The organism is Labilithrix luteola (assembly GCF_001263205.1).
Lineage (GTDB): Bacteria > Myxococcota_A > Polyangia > Polyangiales > Polyangiaceae > Labilithrix > Labilithrix luteola.
On the sequence record NZ_CP012333.1, the window covers coordinates 8,601,084 to 8,623,998 of the forward strand.

Annotated in this window: 13 protein-coding genes and 1 tRNA gene; 11 read left to right on the plus strand and 3 right to left on the minus strand. The window is 67.1% G+C overall.

The features are described 5' to 3' along the window. Positions 1 to 4: 4 nt before the first annotated feature. Positions 5 to 826, minus strand: a complete 822-nt coding sequence (locus AKJ09_RS37380; RefSeq protein ID WP_146652626.1) for a sterol desaturase family protein — start codon at positions 824 to 826, stop codon at positions 5 to 7. A 167-nt stretch (positions 827 to 993) separates the two neighbouring features. On the opposite strand from AKJ09_RS37380, the gene AKJ09_RS37385 reads away from it, so the two are divergent. Both AKJ09_RS37385 and AKJ09_RS37390 read left to right on the plus strand, forming a co-directional pair. Continuing rightward, positions 994 to 2,157 carry a M20 family metallopeptidase gene (locus tag AKJ09_RS37385; RefSeq protein ID WP_146652627.1) on the plus strand — a complete coding sequence of 388 codons (1,164 nt, stop codon included), beginning with the start codon at positions 994 to 996 and terminating at the stop codon, positions 2,155 to 2,157. Further along, positions 2,154 to 4,700, plus strand: a complete 2,547-nt coding sequence (locus AKJ09_RS37390; RefSeq protein ID WP_146652628.1) for a CehA/McbA family metallohydrolase — start codon at positions 2,154 to 2,156, stop codon at positions 4,698 to 4,700. The genes AKJ09_RS37385 and AKJ09_RS37390 overlap by 4 nt, the downstream gene beginning before the upstream one ends. A gap of 7 nt (positions 4,701 to 4,707) precedes the next feature. Here AKJ09_RS37390 and AKJ09_RS37395 read toward each other — a convergent pair whose 3' ends face one another. Then, positions 4,708 to 7,563 carry a WGR and DUF4132 domain-containing protein gene (locus AKJ09_RS37395; RefSeq protein WP_146652629.1) on the minus strand — a complete coding sequence of 952 codons (2,856 nt, stop codon included), beginning with the start codon at positions 7,561 to 7,563 and terminating at the stop codon, positions 4,708 to 4,710. Positions 7,564 to 7,830: 267 nt separating this feature from the next. Here AKJ09_RS37395 and AKJ09_RS37400 point away from each other — a divergent pair. Continuing rightward, positions 7,831 to 7,905: transfer RNA gene (locus tag AKJ09_RS37400), tRNA-Pro, on the plus strand. 363 nt (positions 7,906 to 8,268) lie between these two features. Here AKJ09_RS37400 and AKJ09_RS37405 read toward each other — a convergent pair. Beyond that, a complete protein-coding gene (locus AKJ09_RS37405) occupies positions 8,269 to 9,195 on the minus strand; it encodes a TerC/Alx family metal homeostasis membrane protein (RefSeq protein ID WP_169928171.1) in 927 nt (308 codons plus the stop codon). Positions 9,196 to 9,484: 289 nt separating this feature from the next. Here AKJ09_RS37405 and AKJ09_RS37410 point away from each other — a divergent pair, with 289 nt between their 5' ends. From AKJ09_RS37410 to AKJ09_RS37445, 8 genes are all read left to right on the plus strand, one after another. Further along, the gene (locus tag AKJ09_RS37410) at positions 9,485 to 11,032 is read left to right on the plus strand and encodes a cation:proton antiporter (RefSeq protein WP_240488721.1); all 1,548 of its coding nucleotides are present in this window, start codon (positions 9,485 to 9,487) and stop codon (positions 11,030 to 11,032) included. Continuing rightward, positions 11,032 to 11,727, plus strand: coding sequence for a potassium channel family protein (locus tag AKJ09_RS37415; protein WP_146652631.1), 696 nt, complete (start codon positions 11,032 to 11,034; stop codon positions 11,725 to 11,727). Before AKJ09_RS37410 ends, AKJ09_RS37415 begins: the two co-directional genes overlap by 1 nt. A gap of 107 nt (positions 11,728 to 11,834) precedes the next feature. Beyond that, positions 11,835 to 13,160 carry a TolC family protein gene (locus AKJ09_RS37420; protein WP_146652632.1) on the plus strand — a complete coding sequence of 442 codons (1,326 nt, stop codon included), beginning with the start codon at positions 11,835 to 11,837 and terminating at the stop codon, positions 13,158 to 13,160. Next, positions 13,157 to 14,362: an efflux RND transporter periplasmic adaptor subunit gene (locus AKJ09_RS37425; RefSeq protein ID WP_146652633.1), complete on the plus strand. Its 1,206-nt coding sequence runs from the start codon at positions 13,157 to 13,159 to the stop codon at positions 14,360 to 14,362. Before AKJ09_RS37420 ends, AKJ09_RS37425 begins: the two co-directional genes overlap by 4 nt. Positions 14,363 to 14,365: 3 nt before the next feature. Beyond that, positions 14,366 to 17,518, plus strand: coding sequence for an efflux RND transporter permease subunit (locus AKJ09_RS37430; protein ID WP_146652634.1), 3,153 nt, complete (start codon positions 14,366 to 14,368; stop codon positions 17,516 to 17,518). Between the two features lie 806 nt (positions 17,519 to 18,324). Beyond that, a complete protein-coding gene (locus AKJ09_RS37435) occupies positions 18,325 to 19,731 on the plus strand; it encodes a sigma-54-dependent transcriptional regulator (RefSeq protein WP_146656027.1) in 1,407 nt (468 codons plus the stop codon). Positions 19,732 to 19,836: 105 nt separating this feature from the next. Continuing rightward, on the plus strand, positions 19,837 to 21,246 hold the full coding sequence (locus AKJ09_RS37440) for a protein kinase domain-containing protein (protein WP_146652635.1): 1,410 nt from the start codon (positions 19,837 to 19,839) through the stop codon (positions 21,244 to 21,246). 85 nt (positions 21,247 to 21,331) lie between these two features. After that, complete coding sequence (locus tag AKJ09_RS37445; protein WP_146652636.1) at positions 21,332 to 22,915, plus strand: serine/threonine protein kinase; 1,584 nt, start codon at positions 21,332 to 21,334, stop codon at positions 22,913 to 22,915.

The window sequence follows — 22,915 nt, forward strand, 5'->3', positions numbered from 1 at the left end:
GGCTCTACGAACGCGGTGCGTCGCGCGGGGCGATCGTGCCCATGATCCAGTCGAAGAGCGGCACCGTCACGTTGAAGTTCCATCGCTGCATCAAGCGCGGATCGTGGTGCTTGGCGTGATGCGCGCGGAGGATGCGAAGGATCGCCAGTCGATTCACGATGCTCGTCTTCGGGGCGTGATAGGAGAGGTGCAAGAGCTCGTAGCTCACCATGAAGAGGCTCGTGGCGACGAGGAAGAGCCACCCCGCCGATGCCGACCACAACTTGCCGATGCCGACGGCGAAGGGCGTCGCAGCGAGCACGATGCCGAGCACGCCGGCAGCGGGAATGAGCACCAGGCGGAACTCCGCCGTCGAGCGGAGCGCCATGTCTTCCTCGACGTAGATCATATGATGCATCGGCGTGTGCTTGTCGTAGATGATCTCCCAGGGCCACGTGCGCTTGTGCAGGATCCCCTTGTGCACGCGCCACTCGAAGAAGTTCGCAACGAGGCAGGCGACGAGGACGGCGAAGAGGTCCGTCCAGACGAAGCCTGAGATCGCGTGGAGCTCGTACGCGCTGAGCGCGAGGACCCCCACGCCGATGCCGGTCGTTCCCGCCAGGTGACCCCAGGGGCTGTACCACCAGGGGATCTCGGCGAGCGCGCGCTGCCGGACGCGTTCACGCCGCGCTTCGGTGAGCCGGCCCACGCGGGCATCGACGACGACTGTCTCGTCCGAGGCCTGGACCCCAGCTTCACCCGTTCGTACGGCATCGGCCGCGCTCTCGGCGGTCTTCACGGAGGCCGCAGATGGGGACGAGAGAACCTCGAGCGTAGGCGTAGGCATGACGGCCGCTCCTCGGCTTTCGGGTCGAAAAGGAAGCGCTTGAACTGCCAATACTGTACGTTCTGAAAAAACAGAACGCAACTCGAGCGGAGCCGAAAATCGACGCGGCGCGGCACTGCCACGGCCTCGGTCCGGACGCGCTCTCGCCTCGGCTATGATGCGCCGCCATGACGACGACAGCGACGACCGAACAGGCGGCGAAGTGGATCGCGGAGCAGAGCAAGGCCATCGAATCGGCGCTCGCCGAGCTCGTCGAGGTGAACTCCTTCACGGAGAATACGGAGGGCGGCCGCAAGGTCGGGCACATGCTCGGCGAGCTCTTCGCCATCGAGGGGCTTTCGTCGCGATCGGTCGCGAGCACCAAGTTCGCCGATCACCTCGTGTTCGAATCGGGCGGCGGCAAGGATGCACCGCGCATCGCGCTCGTCGGTCATCTCGACACGGTGTTTCCGCCCGGCCTGTTCGAGGGCTTCAAGCGTGACGGCGACCTCGCTCGCGGTCCCGGCGTGCTCGACATGAAGGGAGGCCTCGTCGTCGTCGCCTGGGCGCTCAAGGCGCTGGCGAAGGAAGGCATGCTGCCGAGCGGTCTTCGCGTGGTCATCGTGGCCGACGAGGAAGTCGGCTCGCCCGAGGGCCAGCGCGTGATCCAGGAGGCGTCCACGGGCGCCGCGTCGGCCCTCGTCTTCGAGGCAGGTCGGAAGAACGATCTCGTCATCACGCGTCGCAAAGGAACGGGCGCGGTCACGGCGACGGCTTACGGCAAGGCGGCCCATGCCGGCAACAACCACAAGGACGGTGCGAACGCGCTCTGGGCTCTCGCGCGCTTCGTCGATCGCGCGCAGCAGCTTACGAACTACGATCGCGGTGTCACCGTGAACGTGGGCAAGGTGACCGGCGGGACGAGCAAGAACACCGTCCCTGACGAGGCCCAGGCGCTCGTCGACCTGCGCTTCGAGACGCGCGCCGATGCCGAAGCGCTCGTCGAGGCCTTGCGCACGGCGGCGAGCGAGGCGGCGGCCAGCGTTCCCGGCACGCGCATCGAGCTCGAAGGTGGAGTCCTGCGCCATCCGCTCGAGCGCACGGACGCGAGCGCCAAGCTCATGGAGGCCTACTTCGAGGCGGCGCGTGCCTCGGGCCTCGGAGCGGGCGAGGCGAACCTCATCGGTGGCGGCTCCGATGCGAGCACGACGGGCGCCATGGGCATCGCGTCGATCGACGGTCTCGGCCCGCGCGGCATTGGCTTCCACACGAAGGACGAGCAGATCGAGATCGTCACGCTCGTGCAGAAGGCCCAGGCGCTCATGCGCCTCCTCGCCTCGCTTCGCGCATGATGGTTGGTCGCGTCGCTCGTATCGCGTTCGGCGCCGCGCCGATGCTCGCGCTGTTCGTCGTGGCGTGTCCGAAGCCGCACGACGCGGCGCCGCCGAGCAAGGCCGCACGAACGGCGACTCCCGCCGCCAAGGCGCCGTCGCGCGCCCGGGTGCATCCGATGAAGCCGGGCGAAGCGCTCGGAGGGCCGAACGCGACGGGCCGTCCCGGCGACTGGGTGCTCGAGAACGACGACGTGGTCTTCGTGGTCGACGCCCTCGGGCGCGGCGGCGGCTTCGCCGAGTCGGGCGGGAACATCGTCGATGCCGCCGACGCCCACGTTCGCAAAGACGAGCTCGGGCAACTCTTCACGTACTTCGGCACGTTCCCGCGGCAGGGCGTTTACACCGCGATCTCCTCGCGCGAGGAGCCTGACGGAACCGCGGTCGTCGAAGCGCGCGGGCACGAGCTCTACGAAGCGGGCGTCGAGGTCGTGACCGAGTATCGCCTCGCTCCTGGCGATCGGGCGCTCGCGATACGAACGACGCTCCACAATCGCGGCGATGCGGTGGTGGACGGTCTCGGCCTCGGGGATGCCATCCAATGGGGCGGTGTCGATAAGTTCGCTCCCGGCAAGTCGGTTGGCTTCAAAGGGCCTTCGGAGAGCGCGTTCCTCGGCGGTCTCGGTCGCTTCACGAGCTACGCGATCACCTCGACCGAGGGCCAGATCGGCGCGATCAGCGGCGGCGCATGGAGCGACACTGAGCAAAAGAGAACCGTGACCCTCGGGCCTGGTCAGAGCGTCACGTACGAGCGCATCCTGCTCGTCGGCCAACGGCCAGACGTGTCGAGTCTCGTTGCCGAGCTCGCGAAGGCGTCGGGAGCGCCGGTGGGGCCGGTGGCGATTGCGCTCGTTGACGCGAACGGCAGAGCGGTACGCGTAGCGCGCGGCGCCAAAGCCATTGTCGCGACGCCGAGCGGCGAGCCGGTGATGACGATCGTAGCGGCAACCGACGGTGAGTCGTTCGGCGGTGAGCTCCCGGAGGGAGACTGGACGCTCTCGTTCGCGCCGAGCGCCGGACGGCGAGGCAACGGGACGAAGGTTCCTGTCGTCGTGAAGAAGGGCGCCGTTGCGAAGGCGACCCTCGCCGTGACCGACGTTGGGTCGCTGCGTGTGGGTTGCACCGATGTGTCTTCGCGCGTGCTGCCCTGCAAGGTGACCGTCGAGGGCACTTCAGGAACCGAGACACCCGACTTCGGGCCATCGCACGTCGCGGCAGGAGCGAAGAATCAGCTCTTCACGCAGGGCGATGCGCGCACGGTGGCCCTCGCGCCGGGGAGCTACCGGCTGACGTTCACGCGAGGCCCCGAGTACGCCGCCGAGACGATGGACGTCGTCGTCTCCGCCGGCGGTACGCAAACCGTCGCCCAGGCTCTCCGTCGCGTGGTCGACACGACCGGGTACGTCTCGACGGACTTCCACCAGCACACCATGCTGAGCGCCGATGCGGGGATCTCCACGACCGATCGCATCGTCGCCAATGCCGCCGAGGGGGTGGAGGTGGCGGTGGCGACCGAGCACAACGTCGTGGCCGATCTCGAGCCCCTCGTTCGAGAATTGGGGCTCGCCCCGATGCTCGTCGAGATCGCCGGCAACGAGCTCACCACGGACGCGAGCAAGAAGCCTTGGGGCCACGCGAACGTGTTCCCGCTGATCGCCGATCCGCACGAGTTCCGAGGCGGGGCAACACCCGTTCGTGATCGCACCGCCCGCGAGGTCTTCGCTGACGTGCGCGCGCTACCCGGTCGCCCGCTCATTCAGGTGAATCACCCGCGCTCGGGTTCCAACGGGTACTTCGACCAGCTCGGCTTCGATCGCAGGACAGGGGAGGGAACGGCGCCCGGCTACGATCCCGCCTTCGACTCCCTCGAGGTTTGGAACGGCCGCAACGTCGAGGCGCGCACCAAGATCCTCGACGACTTCTTCGCGCTGCTCCGCACCAAGCACCCCGTGACGCCCATCGCCGACACCGACACGCACGGCCTCGTCGGCCACGAGCCCGGCTTTCCTCGGACCTGGGTACGCGTGACCAAAGACGATGCGCTCGACCAATGGGATCGGGCCCGCTCCGACGATCTCGTGCGCGGTGTTCGAACCTTGCGCGACGTCGTGCTCTCGAACGGCCCATTTCTGCAGGTCACGGCGAACGGAGAGCCCATCGGCTCGATCGCGCGCACCAAGGGCGGGGTCGCCAACGTGAAGGTACGCGTCGTCTCCGCTCCGTTCGTCGCCGTCGATCGTGTCGAGATTCGGGCGGCGGGTGACGCGAAGGCGGCCAAGTCGTTTGTCGACGTCGTACCGAAGAAGGACGAAAGCGGCGCCATGGTGGCGGAAGCGTCGTTCACGATTCGAGCCTCTTCCGACGACGCCTTCATCGTGATCGCGAGCGGCAAGCGCCCGATGCGCCCGATGATGACCGGCGACGAACGAGAAATCGCTCCCTGGGCGATGACCTCCCCCATCTGGCTCGACGCCGACGGCGACGGCGAGAGCCTCGGCCGCTAACCGCCGTTCAGTCGCGCAGGGATTCGAAGTCGAGAACGAGCTCGCTGAAGGCGACCTTCGAGAGTCGACCGAAGGTCGCCTTGTCCTCGAGATGGGGACCCGTGACCTCTTGCTCGGAGGGAGTTCCCTCGGCCCAACCCATGCAGAGGCCGCCGCCAAGGCTGATCGAGGCGCGAACGCCGCCGGAGAGCGGCTTCCAGATGTTCCACACCCAGCCGGCGTCCTCGACGCTGCCTTTGCGCCACCCGCGATCTTCGAGGCCGCGGATGCGTGATGTCTTCACCGTCATCTTTCGTTTCAGACCGCTCGCGCCGAGCTCCTTCGGCGTCGCCAGGAACGTGGGACGTCCGAGCTGATCGAAGGGCTGCACGATTTCGTAGTCGCCGAGGACCTTGCCCCAGGCGGCCACGGTCGTGTCGTCGAGCTCGAGGCGGTGGGGCAGGCCGATGAGCGCTCCGCTCTCGATCGAAGACGTGTCGTCGTTCTCGTCGGCGAACGTGCGGTCCTCGGCGACGCGGAACGTGCGAAGCAGCTTGTCGCCTTTGTAGACGCCCCATACGAGGCGGCGCGTGACGTGGCCGATGAGCGGATGACCGACGAAGAGCATCTTGAAGAGGTCGAACGACCACCGACGCTGCGCGCTCATGGCGAGCTCGAGACGGCGAAGCTGCAACGCGGCGATCGCCTTGGCGTCCTTCTTCAGCGTCTTCCAGCGCTCGGTGGCCTCGCTCGCGAGGTTCGCGTCGTCGGTCTTGGTCGGCTTCGGCAGCGCGCCGATGCGCTTGTTCGAAGCATCGAGGACGAACGGCTGGAGCTCCTCGTCGAAGCCCACCTTGAACTGGCGAGGTCCGAAGTCGAGGACGAGCGAGCCGTCGGGGCCGAGCCCGAGGTCGGAGGCGAGGCGGTCGCCGAGCTCCTCGGCGGTGAGGCCGCGGGCATTCGCAATGACGCCGATCTTCTCGCGAGCACGCTCTTGGAGCGCCTTGTATTTCACCTTCTGAGCGACGCCATCGAGGTGCATGAGCGCCACGTCGGTGCCGATCGCGCCGAGGATGTCGAGGCCCACGCCCGCGCGCGCGTGCTGAGATTCCCCAGGCCAGCTGCGGATGAACGGGGTGAGGCGACGGGCGGTGTCGTCGTCACCGAGGAGACCGAGCGCGGTGAACGCCCAGTTCTCCTTCGAACCGACGCCTGACGCGAGCCATGCTTCGAAGAGTGCCCAGGCGAACGCCGCGAGGCTCGCCGCCGTGCAGGCCTTCGCGATCTGGGCGATCTCCTTGGCAGGCGCGTCGAGTGTCGACGCCCGAAGGAATCGAAGGGTTGCGAGCCGTGCGCTTTCGGGAAGGGCGCCCTTGCCGTTGGCGAGCACGAGCGCGGGCAGCCGCGCACCCTCGAGGAAATCGGGGAGAGGCTTGCCGGCCGGCGGCGAGAGAAAGACCTTCGGCACGTTGTCCGCGCTGGCCTTTGCAACCGCGGGTTCGTCGGACTTGGAGGCACCCGTCTTGCGAAGGGCCTCCTCGTAAACGCCCTTCGCGAATGGCACGAGCTTGCTCGTTCCTCCGGCAATGCTCGCGAGGGCGGAGACGGCGAGGTCGGGCCGTCGCTCGTAGTAGGCCTTCGCGATGGGCGCCGTGCGCTTCTCGGCGAGCGCGAGGGCGAGAGCCTTTGCGGCCGTGAGCGACTCGAACATGGCGAGCGCCTCGGCCACCCATGTGTTCTTCGTGTCGCGTTCGAAGGCGATGATGATCGACGGAAGCGCCTCCCAGCCGAGATCGCGCGCCAGATCGTAGACGGGCACGTCGCTCGGAGCCTTGGCGGCGAGCTTCGCGCAAAGCGCGGGATCGCGGACGAGCGCGAACAAGTGCCGAGGCGCGCGGTAGGACATCTTGGTCCCGTCGAGGAACGCGCGGGCGTCCTCCTCCGCCAATTCGCGGCTGTTCATCGCGAGGTTGAAGAGAAGCCGCGCGTCGGGCGATGGTGCGCTCGCTCGTGCGGGTTCGAGGATGGCGCGGACGGCGGCGCGCTCTCCGTCGGTCGCGCGAGCCACGAGGGCTCGGACGGCCTCGACGAGCTCCTGGTCAGGTGGGCTCGACGCGCCTTCGAGGTAGATGGCGGAGCCGGTCTCGCCCACTTGCATGCGCGTGGTTCGCGCCAGGATCTCGGCGAGCCGCGTGACGCCGCCATCGGCGTACCAGGCCTCGACGAGCATCGCGGTGGGGCCGAAGAGCGCCGCCGCCGCGTCGCGATCGTGATCGTGATCGGAGGGAATCTTGCCGGCGCCGTAGGTCGTCGCGACGCTCATCGCGAGCGTGTGGAGCGCGGGCGTCGTGTGTTTCGCGCCGTTTTTGATCTGTTGGCGACGCGTGACTTTCTCGCTCGAATCGAGCTCCGCGTTGTGGGCCTTCAGCGCCTCGACGATGGCTTCTTCCGTCTCGCCGCTGGGCGCCCCGTCCAGCGTCCTGCAACAGCGACGCAGTTCGTCGGTCCACGTGATCGCGTCGGCCGTGTTCGGCGGTTCGGCCTTCGTGGGAGGCGCGATTGCGGCGTCGGCCTGCGGCACGACCGCGACCTTCTTCGCTTTCTTTTCGGTCGCCTTGGGAGTGGCTTCGACCGCCGGCTTCGCGCTGTCCCCGGTGCCTGCCGCCTGCGCGGTCTCGCGCGCGACCTCGACGTAACCCTTCTTCGTCTTCTCGCGAACGAGCTTGGCGAGCTCCTGGGATGCGCCGCCCTCGCTGCCGAAGCTCTTCGTCTGCGATTGTCCGGCCGTCCCGATCCGACCCCACTGGATGACGAGGTCCGTCCCGTTGACGACCGCTTGCCAGAACTTGTTCGACGTCCCCTCGGCGAGTTCGAATCGGCGCATGTCCGTCAGTCTACGAGCGACGCGCGGCGCAGCTTCCCGCCGTTTCGTACCAAACCGCCGTCGCACGTTTTGGCGGACGGTTCGCGTTCGTCATCTCGAAGTCCGCGGCTCTCCGCGGAAGGATCCGCAGCCCTCATCCTGCCCGCGCGGCAAGGCCTCGAGCGCGAGCGTGACCGTCCAAACGACATTCGTGCACGAAACCGCTTGCGAAACGACCGGCCAAGGGACTAGGTTCCGCGCTGCCCCGACAAAGGGCAGTTTGAGTTTCGGGGCGTAGCGCAGCCTGGTTAGCGCACTTGACTGGGGGTCAAGGGGTCGGAGGTTCGAATCCTCTCGCCCCGACTGGTCCTGAGAGGCAGCGCCTCCGGGACCTTTCGGTTTTTGTTCGAGGGGGGCTCGCCCCCTCGAGCTCCCCCGGAGCGTACCGGGGGCTGTAGCGGCCGGCGAGGCGTTGCAGGTGAGTTCTCCTCCCTTCTCCCTCTGGGAGAAGGGCGGGGGATGAGGGCAGCGGATGCCTCGCAAGAGGGCAGCGTATGCCCCGCGAGAGAGCGGCGGATGCCTCGCAAGAGGGCAGCGTATGCCCCGCGAGAGAGCGGCGGATGCCTCGCGAGAGAGCAGCGTATGCCTCGCGAGAGAGCGGCGGATGCCTCGCGAGAGGGCAGCGTACGCCTCGCGAGAGGGCTGCGCGAAGGCCGATGCGTGCGATCACCCCGCGCCTTGCTCGTCGATCGCCGAGACCCGCTCGCGTCGGAGCCGACTCGCGATGACGGACGATCCGATGCAAACGACGATGACCGCGAGCGAAATGCCGGCGGGGATGTGGATCATGCCTGCCGCGAGCATCTTGAAGCCGACGAAGACGAGCGCGGCTGCCAGTCCGAATCGGAGCAAATGGAGGCGAGCAAGGACGTCGGCCAGGACCAGGTACAGAGCGCGGAGCCCGAGGATGGCGAGAACGTTCGAGGCGTAGAGGATGAACGCCGAGTCCGTCACGGCGAAGGCTGCGGGAATCGAGTCCATCGCGAAGAGGATGTCCAACACCTCGACGGCCACGAGCGCCAGAAACAGCGGTGTGGCGCGCCACCGGCCCTCTTCTTGAACGAAGAAGTGGTGGCCACGCAGATCGGTCGTGCGCAGGTGCTTTCGCAAGAAGCGAAGCAGGCGCGAGTCTTCGTCGTGCGGCTTCGAGAGAAGGAGCTTGATCCCCGACGCCACGAGGAGGAGGCCGAGCCCGTAGCCGACGAAGCTCCAGCGGTGCAGCGCCTCGATGCCGACGGCGACGAAGAAGCCCCGCGCAGCGATCGCGCCGAGGACGCCCCAGAACAGCACGCGTCGCTGCTCGGCCGCGGGGATCGAGAGACGCGAGAAGACGAGGTAGAAGACGAGCAGGTTGTCGACGCTCAGGCTCTTCTCGAGCAAGTAGGCGCTCGCGAACTCCGCGCCGGCGTCCTTGCCGAGCGTGATCGTGACGCCGAGGCCGAAGAGAATCGAGAGAGCGACCCACGCGCCGCTGAAGGCGAGGGCGGAGCGTTGCGAGTCGAGCCGTCCTCCGCGATGGGCCAGAAGGTCCACCGCCAAGGCCACGACGACCGTGATGCCGAGAACGATCCAAGCTGTCGGGGGAACGTCCACGCTTCCTCTCTCTGCTTCGTCTCGATGGTTGTATCGCGTTCTACCGCGCTTCGTTTTACCTCGTTCGGACGACCTCGAGTGCAACCGTTGGGCCCACCCGCGCGCTTCCGCCTGCTTCTCTGTGCTCGCGCCCGCTCACGCTCTCATCGGATCCTGCAGCATGAGGTCGAACGACTTCGCTCGAGCTATGGTTCGCGGTGCTTTTCGCGACGCTGCCGTGAGCAAAGAGTAACGCATTCGCGACACGCGCAGGGAGACGAGCTCGTATGTCGTCGAGTACTGTGAGGGGGTGATTCGAGAGCGGCTCGAAAGCTTCCTTTCCGTTCTTGCGGTCGGTGCGGCCGTGGCGATCGGAGCCAAACGGATTGGAGTGCCCTACAACGTGGCACTCGTCATCGTCGGACTCGTCCTCGTGCTGGTGGACATGCTTCCCCACGCACCGATGGACCCGGACATCGTGCTCGTCGCATTTCTTCCCCTTCTCGTGTTCGAAGGGGCGCTTTTCGCGGATGCCGATAGTCTGCGCCATGCTGGCCGGCCAATCCTGGCGCTCGCCGTTCCCGGCGTGGTGCTTTCGCTGGTGGCGACGGCCGGAGTCTCGACGCTGGCGTTGGGGCTGCCGTTCCAGGTCGCATTGCTGCTCGGTGCGCTCCTCGCGATCACCGACACCGTCTCGGTGCTCCTTGCGTTCCGGAGCACGCGCGTGCCCCATCGCCTTGCCGCGATCATGGAAGGGGAGAGCCTCTTCAACGACGGCACCGCGCTCGTTCTCGTGAGCGTCACGACCGCCGCGGTGGTGAACGGGACATTCGGTCTCGCTCCCACGCTCCGTGCCCTCGCGATTGCCATCGCAGGCGGTACGCTCCTCGGGCTCGCCTTCGGTGCCATCGGATCAGCCGTGCTTCGGCGCGCACCCGATCACCTCACCGCGATTCTCGCGTCGGCGGTGCTCGTCTTCGCCACGTCGCTCCTCGCCGAGCGCGTGCATGCATCGCCCGTCATCGCCGTGGTCGTCGCGGGCCTCGCCGTCGGCCGTGCGGCGCGTCGCGTGCTCGAACCGTCGCGCGTGCTCGCGCTGCAGGGCTTCTGGGAGACCACGGGCTTTGCCGTGAACGTGTTCCTCTTCCTGCTCGTCGGCATGCAGATCGACGCGCGCATGCTCGGCGAAGAAGCGATGTCGATCGGGCTCGCCTTGGTTGCTCTCCACGCCGGACGCGCCGTCTCCGTCTACGGCTGCTTCGCCATCATGCGCCTCGTCTCCAAGGAGAACGTGTCGACTCGCTGGCAGCACGTGATGGTCTTCGGCAACATCAAAGGCGCGCTCTCGATGGCCGCCGTCCTCGCGCTGCCCTCGGAGCTTCCGCACCGGCATCGTCTCGTCACCATCGTGTTCGGCGTCACCTTCGTCACGCTGATCATGCAGGCGCTTCCGTTCCGCCGGGTGCTCGTGGCGCTCGGCGTGGCGGGCAAGGGGGCCAGGGATCGCTTCGAGCAAGCGCGGGCCCAGCTCATTCTCGCCCGTCGAGGCCAGGCCGAGCTCGATGACCTGCTTGGGTCGGGCCTCGTGTCGCGCCGCGACCATGCCGAGCGACGCGCCGCGTTCCAGCGGACGATCATCGCGGCGGAGCGAATCCTCCGCACGCCCGAAGCCGATGCGCTCGACGACGTCGTCATCGATGGCGCGATTCTCTCGGCCCAAAAGGCTGCCTTGCTGGATGCCGCGCGTCGCGGCCTCGTCGGAACCGACACGGCCGACCAGGAGGTCTCGCGGCTCGACGACCGACTCATGAAACTGACGGCTCAACACGAAGCCGAGACGGAAGGAGGAGCGAACTGATGCGCATCGTCATCGCAGGCGCTGGAAGAGGCGGGCTCAGCGTCGCCATCCATCTGCAGAGCCTCGGCCACGTGGTGACCATCCTCGATCGCGATGCGATCGTCACGCGCCGAGCCTTCGAAGAAAACGGGATCGTGGCGCTCGCCGGAGACGCCACCGACGTAGCCCTCCTCGCCCAAGCCGAAGTCGGTCGTGCCGACGCGGTGCTCGCCATGCTCCATCGCGATGCCGACAACCTGGCCGTGGCGATGCTTGCACGGCGCCTCGGCGCGCTCCGTGTGATGGTCCGCATGCGCGACCCCGAATACCGCGGCGTCTACGATGCAGCGGGGGTTCACCAGATCATCTCCGAAACCGAGGTGCTGGTCGGCGCGCTCGCGACGGCAGTCGAGCACGAGTCCGTGCGCCACTCGATGGCGCTCGGCAACGGTGAAGCCATTGCCTTCGAGATCGAGGTCCCTGAAGGCGCGTGGGTCGTCGGGCGAACCGTGAGCGAAGTCGCGCAGCAGCCGGACTTTCCTCGTTCGTGCGTCATCGCGGGCATGAGCCTCGACGGCGCGGTCCAGGGCGCGCGCGGTGCGTCCATGTTCGCCGTGGGCACCCAGGTTCTTCTCGTTGCCGCGCGAAATGACGTTGCGGCGGCCATCTCGTTTCTGATGCGGCTCCGTCCCTCGGTGATTGCCGCGGCGTCTTGATCGAGAAAACGGCGCGTGATAGTCGTTCAATCACACACTTGAAGAAGTGGTGAAGTGAACTCGGAGCCCGGAACCTGCACCGGGCGCCGTCGAGCAGGGCTGTTCGCGTGGTCGTCAAGGTTCGTCAGGTTCGTTACGCTCGTCAGGCTTTTGCGCTCGTCTTCGGCCTGCTCGCCGTGACGACAACGCGTTCTGCACGGGCCGAAGACGGGGCGCGGTCGGGGGCGTGCAGCGCGATCGTCCTCGCCAACGTGGCGGGGTGCGCGATGGCCTCGAGCGCTGCGGTGCGTGCCGAACGTTTCGGCGTGGACGCGGCCAAGGGAAGAAGGACGGCCGCGGCACCGTGGTTTCCCGCGAACCCGACGCTGGCGTTGACGGCCTCGCAGCGCCACGGCCTGACCGAAACTCCGGCGAACGTCGTGAACTACTCGGCGTCGCTCTCCCAGGAGGTCGCGTTCGCCGGCCAACGAGCATCGAATCGGAGGGCGCTCGACGCCGAGATCGGCGCGCGTTCCGAGGACACGACGGCTACCTCACGTCGCGTGATTGCGGCGGCCTACGTCGCGTATTTCGATGCGCTGGCGGCACGCGATGCCCTCGTCGTGGCGCGCCGTCTCGAGCAGACCGGCGAGCAGGTCCTGCGTGTGACGCGAGCCCGTGCCGATCTCGGCGTCGGCTCGGCGCTCGACGCCGAGATGGGAGAAGCCACGGCGCTTCGCTATGCGCAGGCCCGCGTCGAGGCCGAACGCCGCGAGCGAATCGCGCTAGCCTCGCTGTCGGCTTCGCTCGGGCGAGACCCGCTTCGCGAGGGCGTGCGCGTCGATGGCGTGCTCGAGCCTCTCTCCGGAGCGAGCACCGTGGCGGCGGCACCTTCGTCGGAGCTCGCGCGCCAGCGCCCCGAGGTTCGCGCGATCCATCACGAGGAACGCGCGCACATCGAGCGCGCGGAGGCCGCTCGTCGTTCGCGGATCCCATCGATCACGTTCCAGCTCTTCGCCCAGAACGATGGCTTCAACGAGCGCGTGCTCGGTGGCGGCATCGCGCTTCCGATCACGCTGCCTCAGCCGGTCGGTCACTCGTATATAGGTCAGATTGCCGAGTCGGAGGCTCTCGCCAGACAGGCTGCGTCGCGCGCCGAGCAACTCGCGCGCTCGTTCTCGGGCGAGCTCGCCGAAGCCCTCGCGTCTTACGACGCCGCTCGCGCGGAGACGGCGCTCTACACGCCCGAGCGCCTGACGCGCGCCGAGAGCATGCTCTTCGACATCGCCAAGGAGATCGAAGCCGGCCGCGTCGCGGTGCGCGATGCCGTCGTCGCGCAGCGCGAGCTCATCGACGTCGTGCGCGGTTACATCGAAGCCAGGCGCTCGCTCTCGGTTGCTTCGGTCGATCTGCTCCTGGCGTCCGGTGCGTCTCTCGAGGGGAGGCAACCGTGAACACGCACCTTCGTCGGATCGCCGGTGCGCTTTTGCTCTTCGCGGTCATCACCGGCTGCCGTCGTCATGCGGAGAAGGAGCACGACGAGCCGACCCCTTCGACCACCACGGCGCACGAGGAAGGCGACAAGGGCCACGAGGGCATTCCCAAGCACGTGAAGCTCGACAAGCGCGTCATCGAGAACGCCAAGATCCGCGTCGAGCCGGCAACGAAGGAAGTGCTCGCTCCGACCCTCGCCTTGCCAGGCGAGATTGCCGCCGATCCCGACCGCAGCGCGCGCGTGTCGAGTCCGGTTGCCGGTCGCCTCACCGACGTTCGCTTCCGCGAGGGATCGAACGTGAAGAAGGGCGATCTGCTCGCCCTCTTGCGTATTCCCGAGATCGGAAAGGTGCGTGCTGCCCACAGCGCGACGCTCGCGAAGGCAGCCGCCGCACGTGCCAACGCCGACCGCCTCGGTATCCTCGCCGACAAGGGACTTTCGCCGGCCCAAGAGGCGCTCGCTGCACGCGCCGAAGCCGATGCGCTGGAAGCCGAAGGCAAGGCCACGGGCGAACAGCTCGCCGCTCTCGGCATGGGCGCGTCGGGAGGTGGCTCCGAGCTCGCCCTGCGCGCACCGGTGAGCGGAACGGTCGTCGCACGCGACGCCGTCGTCGGTCAGCCGGTCTCCACCGATCAGGTCGTCGCCAGCATCGCCGATCTGCAGGGGGTCTGGTTTCTCGCGCGCGTCTTCGAGAAGGACCTCGGCCTCATCGAGATCGGCGCGCCGTCGGAGATCACGCTGAACGCGTACCCGAACGAGCACTTCTCCGGCACGGTCGAGTACGTCGGCAAGCAGATCGATCCGGTCGCCCGTACTGTGACCGCGCGCATCCGCCTGCAGAACCACGATGACCTTCTGCGGCTCGGCCTGTTCGGCAGCGCGCGGGTCGTGGCCAAGCAATCCGTCTCCGCCGCCGGTGCTCCCAACGCCCCGGTCCTCGTCGTGCCGCGTTCCGCGTTGACCGAGGTGGCGGGCAAGACGGTCGTGTTCGTGCGCACGGCCGAAGACCAGTTCGAGCTGCACGAGGTGACGGCCGGCGACGCCAGTGCCGGACGCGTTCGCATCATCGCGGGCCTGCGCGAAGGCGAGAATGTCGTCACCGACGGCGCCTTCACCGTCAAGAGCGTGCTCTTGCGGGGCACGCTCGCCGACGAGGACTGACCGATGGCCTTCCTCGCCGCCATCGTGCGCTGGTCGCTCGCGAACCGCGCCGTCGTGCTCGTCGCCACCTTGCTCCTCGCCGCTCTCGGCATCCGCTCCGCGTTCGAGCTGCCGATCGACGCAGTTCCGGACCTCACGAACGTGCAGGTCCAGATCATCACCGCGGCTCCGGCGCTCTCGCCCGTCGAGGTCGAGCAGTACGTCACCGTACCGGTCGAGCGCGCGATGGCGGCGTTACCGCGCACCACGCAGCTCCGATCCATCTCGAAATACGGCCTATCCGTCGTCACCGTCGTCTTCCGAGACGACACGAGCATTTACCTTGCTCGCCAGCTCGTGTCCGAGCGGATGCGCGAGGCGCAGGAGGCGGTCCCATCGCAGTACGGCGTTCCCGAGATGGGGCCGATCTCGACCGGTCTCGGCGAGATCTACCAGTTCTCGGTCCGTGGCGAGGGCTACACCCTCATGCAGATCGAGGAGATCCTCGATTGGCAGATCGCTCCTCAGCTGCGCAGCGTTCCGGGCGTCGTCGAGGTGAACAGCTTCGGCGGTGAAGACAAGCAGTACCAGATCGTCCTCGACCCGGCCCGCTTGTCGGCCTCCGGGCTCTCGGTGGCGCAGGTCGCGGACGCCGTGCAGAAGTCGAATGCAAACGCGGGCGGCGGCTACATCGAACGCAATCGCGAGCACTTCGTCATTGGCACCGACGGTCTCGTCCACAGCGTCGAAGACCTTCGGCGTGTCGTCATCGGGGCGACTCCGCAGGGCGTGCCGATCACGGTCGCGACGGTCGGGGACGTAAAGCTCGGTCCGCGGCTCAGGCGCGGTGCAGCCACGAAAGACGGGCAGGGCGAGGTCGCCGTCGGCGTCGCCATGATGCTCATGGGCGAGAACTCGCGCGTCGTCACCGAAGCGGTGAAGGCGAAGATGGCGGCCATCACCCCCTCGCTACCGAAAGGCGTGCGGATCGAGCCGTTCTACGATCGCAGCGAGCTCGTCGAACGCACCATTCACACGGTGACGAAGAACCTCCTCGAAGGAGCGCTTCTGGTCGTCGTGGTTCTCCTCCTCCTGCTCGGGGACTTGCGGGCGGGCCTCGTCGTCGCCACCGTCATTCCGCTCTCGTTGCTCTTCGCGATCACCGCGATGAACGTGCTCGGTCTCTCGGGAAACTTGATGAGCCTCGGTGCGATCGACTTCGGCCTCATCGTCGACGGCGCGGTCATCATCGTGGAGAACGCCGTTCGACGCCTCTCCGACCGACAGAGCGCGAATGGAGCGATCGCGCTCGGGGCGAGCGAGCGCGTGGCCGTGGTCGAAGACGCGACGCTCGAGGTGCGCTCGGCGAGCGTGTTCGGCGAAGCCATCATCGCCATCGTGTACGTGCCGATCCTCGCGCTCACCGGCGTCGAAGGAAAGCTGTTCCGCCCGATGGCGACGACGGTGCTCCTCGCGCTCCTCGGCGCATTCCTTCTCTCGCTCACGTTCGTCCCCGTGCTCACGAGCTACGTGGTCAAGCCGAAGCCGGGGCACGAAGACACGTGGATCATCCGCAAAGCCCGCGAGCACTATGCCATCGGGCTCGACCGCGCGATGAAGCATCGCTTGGTGACCTTGCTCTCCGCGGGGTTCGTCGTCGTCGCTGCGATCGGCGTCGGAGGTCTCCTCGGCGCCGAGTTCGTGCCGCAGCTCGACGAAGGCGATTTGCTGGTGGAAGCCCGGCGCCTGCCCGGGATTGCATTGACCGAGTCGATCGCGACTGGCGAGCGGCTCGAGCGTGCGCTCCGGGAGATCCCCGAGGTGGAGACGGTGGTGAGCCGCACGGGCGCGCCGGAGGTCGCCACCGATCCCATGGGTGTCGAGCAGAGCGACATCTACGTCGTTCTCAAGGACCGCTCGCAGTTCCGCAAAGGGCTGACGAAGGATGCCCTCCGCGACGAGGTGGCGGCGAAGATCGAAGAGAACGTCCCCGAGATCGGCTTCGCGGTCTCGCAGCCCATCCAGATGAGGACCAACGAGCTCGTCGCCGGTGTTCGGTCCGACGTTGCCGTTCTCGTCTACGGGCCGGACCTCGACACCCTGCGAACCATTGGCGACGAGATTGCTGCCGCGATCCACGGCGTTCGAGGCGCGGCGAACGTCCGCGTGGAACAGGTCGCGGGGCTCTCGTACCTGCGTATCGTTCCCGACCGTAATCGGCTCGCACGCTACGGCCTCACCATCGCCGACGTGAACCAGGTCACCGAGACCATCTCCGTGGGCCACAAGGTCGGCACGGTCCACGAAGGGGAGCGCCGCTTCTCGATCGTCGTCAAAGCGGGCCACGACTTCGGTCGGGTCGACGTCGATGCGCTCCGCGCGCTTCCGCTCCGGAGCGTCACCGGCCAGATCGTTCCCCTCGGCGACGTGGCCGATCTCTCGTTCGTCACTGGTCCCGCGCAGGTGAGTCGGGAGAGCCAGTCGCGGCGACTCAGCGTCGAGCTGAACGTGAGCGGACGCGACATGCTCTCGGTCGTGCACGACGCCCAGGCCGCGGTCGCGAAGCAGGTGAAGCTACCGGCGGGCTACCGGGTGGAGTGGGGAGGGCAGTTCGAGCACTACGTCGATGCCAAGCGTCGGTTGGCCATCGTCGTTCCGATCGCTCTCGCGCTCATCCTCTTTTTGCTCTGGCTTGCGTTCCAGTCGCGCCGGGCCGCGGTCATCATCTTCCTCAACGTCCCCTTCGCGGTCGTCGGCGGGGTGTTCGCGCTGTTTGCAAGAGGACTTCCGTTCTCCATCTCGGCCGGCGTCGGGTTCATTGCCCTCTTTGGCGTGGCAGTTCTCAACGGGCTCGTTCTCGTTTCGTTCGCCCGTCAGCTCGAGACGTCACCCCCGCGACTGGACCACGTGGCCGCTGTTCGAAAGGCTGCCGAGCTCCGCCTGCGGCCGATCTTGATGACGGCGCTTGTCGCTTCGCTCGGATTCCTTCCGATGGCGCTCTCGACGGATCCCGGCAGTGAGGTTCAGCGCCCCCTTGCAACGGTCATCATCGGTGGACTCGTCTCGGCGACGCTCCTGACCTTGCTCGTCCTGCCGGTGGTCTACGCCATGGTCGGCGCGCCTCGCCGTGTTGGTCGTGACTCACTCCGGGCTCCGCCGATGCCCACGTCCGACTGACCTCACCCAATCCACGTATCTGCCGCAATCGTGAGTCGATTGTGCCGCTATAAACCGCGGCGGTCCGCCGCGTCGATGGACAGGGGACGCAGGGCGCTGGGCGACATTCCGTAGGCGCTCAGGTTGCGCATCCATGCACCCGCGGATTAAATGAGTCGTGTCCCAATCGTGACTCGATGGCACGAGCATGGCATCTTGTCTCGAGTCACGGACTGCCGCACTGCTTTGATCAGGACGTATCATGACGCCATCACGACGCGTCACGACGAGTCACGACGAGTCACGATGCCCCCTATGGAGAGCCGCGAGCCGCCTCAGCACTTTTCCACGAGCGCGCTCGTCGAACAGCTCGGGTCAGCGGCTCACCATGTCCTGGTCAGCGCTTTGACCTATGATTTGCTTCCTGCGAGCCCCACGTCGCGAGCCCGATCTCGTATCGGGGCGCGGCTTGGGTCCCGCATCCGGGGGACCCCCGGTCAAGCTTCGTCAGGCCTGCCAACGCGCCTCGCAGAGGCCTCAAGTGCGTGACTTCGCGGCGTCTGGTCGTGGTACGGAGGATGCTCTCGCGATAGTGCTTTCCCGTCACGCAAGAGCTGCGTCGTGGTGAGCTTCGTCATTCGGTTCTCAGCGTCCCCAGCGTTCTCAACCCGCTCTCCGTCGCGTCGTGTCTTGTCTTGTTTGCCGTGCCGGTCAGGTTGCCTCAGATGTTGCGTTGCAGGTGCGCTCTCCATGGAAACGAACGCGTCGTGTAACGTCCTTAATCTTCTGCTCGCCCGCTCGTGCCCCGTGTCCTTGAGGTGATGATCATGAAGGGTCAGGTTCTGGTCGTCGATGATGAACAGGAGACTTGCGACCTGCTCGAGATGGGCCTCGTGCGGCACGGTTTCAAAGTCACCACCTCGACGAATGCCCAGAGGGCCCTCGAGCTCGTGGCCGGTCAGGACTTCGACGTCGTTCTCACGGACTTGAGCATGCCGGAGATGAGCGGCCTCGACCTCTGCGAGAGGGTGCTCGGCACGCGACCCAACATGCCGGTCGTCGTCATCACCGGTCAGGGCAGTCTCGAGACGGCCATCGGTGCGATTCGCGTCGGCGCGTACGACTTCATCACCAAGCCGGTCGATCCCAAGCTCCTTTTCCTCAGTGTCTCGCGCGCGGTTCAGCACCGCCGCCTGCAAGACGAGGTCAAGCGGCTCCGCCAGGCCGTCGCCGAGGGCGACGCCGAGAGCCAGATCGTCGGTCAGAGCTCGGCCATGCGCCGAGTCTACGAGCTGATCAGCCGCGTCGGCGAGAGCGACGCCTCGGTGCTCATCCACGGCGAGACGGGTACCGGTAAGGAGCTCATTGCGCGGGGCATCCACGCGCGGAGCCGTCGCAAAGACGGTCCGTTCGTCGCCATCAACTGCGCAGCTGTCCCTCACTCGCTTCTCGAGAGCGAGCTCTTCGGCCACGCGCGCGGTGCCTTCACCGACGCGAAGGCGCAGCGTACGGGTCTCTTCGTCCAGGCGAGCGGCGGTACGCTCTTCCTCGACGAAATCGGCGAGCTGCCGCTCGACGTGCAGCCGAAGCTCCTTCGCGCTTTGCAGGAGCGCAAGGTTCGCCCCGTTGGCGCGAACCACGAGATCCCCTTCGACGCGCGCATCGTCGCCGCCACGAATCGAAACCTCGAAGACGAGGTCTACGAGAAGCGATTCCGCGAGGATCTCTACTACCGAATCAACGTCGTGAAGATCGACGTCCCCCCGCTCCGCGAGCGTGGCGGCGACGTCCTCCACCTCGCCCAGCACTTTCTCAAGCAGTTCGCCCAGCGCAACGACAAGCCCACCCTCGAGCTGTCGACGACGGGCGCCGAAAAGCTCATGGCCTACAATTGGCCGGGCAACGTCCGCGAGCTCGAGAACTGTATGGAGCACGCGGTTGCGCTCGCGCGCTTCGACCAGATCACGGTCGAAGACTTGCCGGAGAAAATCCGGGCCTATCGCGCGGAGCGCTTCGTCGTCGCCGCGAACGACCCGACCGAAATCGTCACGATGGACGAGCTCGAGCGCCGTTACATCCTGCGCGTGCTCTCACTCGTCGGTGGCAACAAGTCCCGCGCCGCCCAGGTACTCGGGTTCGACCGCCGAACGCTCTATCGCAAGCTCGAACGCTACGGAGCGGCCGGGGCGACCCCTGACAAGAGCGAGCCATCTGCGCCGCCTGCTGCTTCCTGATCCGTTCGTCGACAGGCCGAACCGGGACCTCTCGGCGGTGTCGAGGATCGCCAGCATGAAGAAATGACGACGGTGGAGGCACGCGGCGTGCAGCCCTAGGTCATCATGCGCTTCCGTCGTCCGCTCGAGTCCGAAGAGGCGGCGAAGGAGTACGCACGCGATCCGGACGCGGGGGACCCCGACTGGGGAGAGACGGGCGATACGGTCCCGAGCGCTCCGCCGTCGAGCTCCACTCCGATGCGGGAGCTCGGGCTCGATCGTGGCGTGCGTGTCGGAGACAACTACCGCATCGAGCGCTGCCTGGGCGGTGGTGGCATGGGCGTCGTGACCTTGGCGTACGACGAGCGCCTCGACCGCCAAGTCGCCATCAAGTTCATTCGTCCAGAGCTCTTCGCTCACGAAGATCTCCGGGCGTACTTCCAGAACGAGGCGCGGGCGATGGCTCGGGTGACTCATCCGAACGTGCTCGCGGTGCATGCGTTTGGTGAGCACGAGGGCATTCCATACTTCGTGATGGAGTACGTCGACGGCCCCACGGTCGAAGCGTGGCTCGCGGGCCGGCGTGGCGAGGAGACCGATCTCGAAGCCGCGCTGCACATCGTCGAGCAGGCCTGTCAGGGCGTCTCCGCGATGCATGCGGCGAGCACGGTCCATCGGGATTTGAAGCCCTCGAACCTTCTCATCGGCTCGAGCCTCCACGTGGCGGTCAGCGATCTCGGCGTGGCGCGCATCCTCGAAGGCAGCGGCAGTCGGAAGTCGTGCATGCTCGTCGGAAGCCCCGGGTACATGGCACCAGAGGCTGCGCTCGGCGACGACTCGAAGCCGGAGCTCGCCACACGTCGCGACGTGTATGCGCTCGGCTGCATCACCTACGAGCTGTTGACGGGACGACCGCCGTTTCGTGCGCCGACCGAGATGGGGCTCATGGCCAAGCACGTTCTCGAGATCCCCGAGCCGCCATCGAGCTCGCGCTCCGAGGTCGCCGGTTACGACGCGGCGGTGTTGAGGGCGCTCGACAAGGATCCACATCGGCGTTGGAGCTCGGTCGACGAGTTCCTCGCCTCGCTCACGCGCACTCGGCTCGGCGACGACGATCCTCGGAGCATTCTCGTGGTGGACGACGACGACGATTGGCGAAGCCTGCTCGCCGTGGCCCTCGGGTCGCGGTTCCCACGCTCCGACATCGAAGGCGCCCGCTCCGGGGCCGAGGCGCTGCGCTCGTTCGAGCGTCGTTCACATGCGGTCGTGCTTGCCGATCTGGCCATGCCGGACGTCGACGGCCTCGAGCTGACACGGCGCCTTCGCGCGCTGCCGTCGACCGAACGGACGCCCATCATCGTGATCACGGCGGCGGGAGGCCCTTCCGAATGGAGGCGCCTGTCGGAGCTCGGTGCCGACGGCTTCCTCGTCAAGCCCGTCGACCCGGACGACGTGGCCATGCTCGTCCGGCGCACCCTTCGCGCTCGGCGCGGTTTTTCGGGGGCCATCTCGTCTCGACCCCCCAAATGGGCCTGAGAAAAGGCCCCGAGAACCAGGCCGAGGGCCGCCGGCGAAGGAGGACGCCGCGACCAAGCAAAAGTTGGGCTATTCTCGCGGGTTGATGGGTGAATCCGACGGCCATGAAGGACGGCCGCTCGTCGGTGACGTGATCGCGGGAAAGTACCGCATCGAAAACGTCGCCGGCGAAGGAGGGATGGGCATCGTCTACGAGGCGGAGCACGTCATCCTCCGCCAGCGCGTGGCGGTGAAGGTCCTTCTGCCCGGATCGATGCCCTCGTCGGAAGCCGAGTCCCGTTTCTCCCTCGAGGCCGCGGCCATCGCCCGCATCGCGTGTGAGCACGTGGTGCGCGTCATGGACGCGGGGTCGTTGCCCAACGGCTACCCCTACCTCGTGATGGAGTACCTCGACGGCTACGATCTGAACGAGGTTCTCGAACGGAAGGGCACGCTGCCCCCCTCCGAAGCCGTCGACTTCGCGCTCCAGGCGCTCGAAGCGCTCGCACATGCGCACGCCGCCCACGTGGTCCACCGCGATCTCAAGCCGGCGAACCTGTTTCTCGCCCGCTTGCCCGGGGGGCGCGAGATCATCAAGCTCGTCGACTTCGGCATCTCCACGTCGTTCGACCGGAGCTCCGACGACGACCGCATTCTCGGTTCACCGGCGTATATGGCGCCGGAGCAGCTCCGCAACGGGCCCGTCGACTCGCGGACGGACCTGTGGGCGCTCGGCATCGTGCTCTACGAGCTGATGGCGGGGACGCCGCCGTTCGAGGGCACTTTCTCGGAGCTCGTGGGCAGCATCCTCGGCCGTGACCCGATCCCGCTCGCCGAGAAAAAGCCGGGCGTCCCGGTGGGACTCTCGACCGTGGTGTCCCGCTGTCTGAAGCGCGCACCCGATGAACGCTGGTCGAGCCCCGCGGAGCTGGCTCACGCACTCGCGCCCTATGGCTCGGGCGCATGGGCAGGCGCCGTCGAGCGCATCGAACGGGCGCTGTCGCTCGTGGCTCCTATCCAGAGTCCTCGACGGTTCGAGAGCCTCGAAAACGCCCTCGACGAGCTCGAATCGCAGGCCTTCACGACGTTCGACGGCGGCCCCCTCCCGGCGCCCGAGGAAGATGGTCCCATGACCTTGCCGCGGCCGCGCGTCGCGACGGCCGAGACGTTCGGCGCCACGATTCCCGTCCCTCCATCCGAGGCCCACGTCATCGTCATCAGCCCGGCATCGCAGAAGCTGCCTTCGTTTCTGCCGCTGCATTCGCCGATGATGTCGTCGCTGCCTCCACCGCAGAACGCCTTACGCATTCTTCTCATCGACGACAGCGAGCTCACGTTGCAGATGCACGCCGACGTCCTCGCTTCCGCGGGGTTCGACGTACGCGCCACGACCGACGTGAGCGAGTTCGATTCGCTCCTCGAGAACTGGGAGCCGCACCTCGTCCTCATGGACGTCATGATGCCCGGCATCACGGGCGATGCGCTCTGCCGGCGGGTGAAAGATCGCTACCGCGCGACTGTACCGGTGGTGCTCCTGTCCGACCTGCCGCGCGAGCAGCTTCGAGGGCGCGCCGAAGTCGGGGCGGCCGATGCGTTCTTCCGCAAGACGGCGGACCTCGGCTCGCTCGTCGACTTCGTGCGCAACATCTGTGCGCTGACGTATTCGCCCGAAGATCTTCCGGGCCTCTGA

Bases quoted from the DNA above. Each gene is read 5' to 3' on its own strand.
- AKJ09_RS37380 (WP_146652626.1), bottom strand. From the start codon at position 826: ATGCCTACGCCTACGCTCGAGGTTCTCTCGTCCCCATCTGCGGCCTCC.
- AKJ09_RS37385 (WP_146652627.1), top strand. From the start codon at position 994: ATGACGACGACAGCGACGACCGAACAGGCGGCGAAGTGGATCGCGGAG.
- AKJ09_RS37390 (WP_146652628.1), top strand. From the start codon at position 2,154: ATGATGGTTGGTCGCGTCGCTCGTATCGCGTTCGGCGCCGCGCCGATG.
- AKJ09_RS37395 (WP_146652629.1), bottom strand. From the start codon at position 7,563: ATGCGCCGATTCGAACTCGCCGAGGGGACGTCGAACAAGTTCTGGCAA.
- AKJ09_RS37415 (WP_146652631.1), top strand. From the start codon at position 11,032: ATGCGCATCGTCATCGCAGGCGCTGGAAGAGGCGGGCTCAGCGTCGCC.
- AKJ09_RS37430 (WP_146652634.1), top strand. From the start codon at position 14,366: ATGGCCTTCCTCGCCGCCATCGTGCGCTGGTCGCTCGCGAACCGCGCC.
- AKJ09_RS37435 (WP_146656027.1), top strand. From the start codon at position 18,325: ATGAAGGGTCAGGTTCTGGTCGTCGATGATGAACAGGAGACTTGCGAC.
- AKJ09_RS37440 (WP_146652635.1), top strand. From the start codon at position 19,837: ATGCGCTTCCGTCGTCCGCTCGAGTCCGAAGAGGCGGCGAAGGAGTAC.
- AKJ09_RS37445 (WP_146652636.1), top strand. From the start codon at position 21,332: ATGGGTGAATCCGACGGCCATGAAGGACGGCCGCTCGTCGGTGACGTG.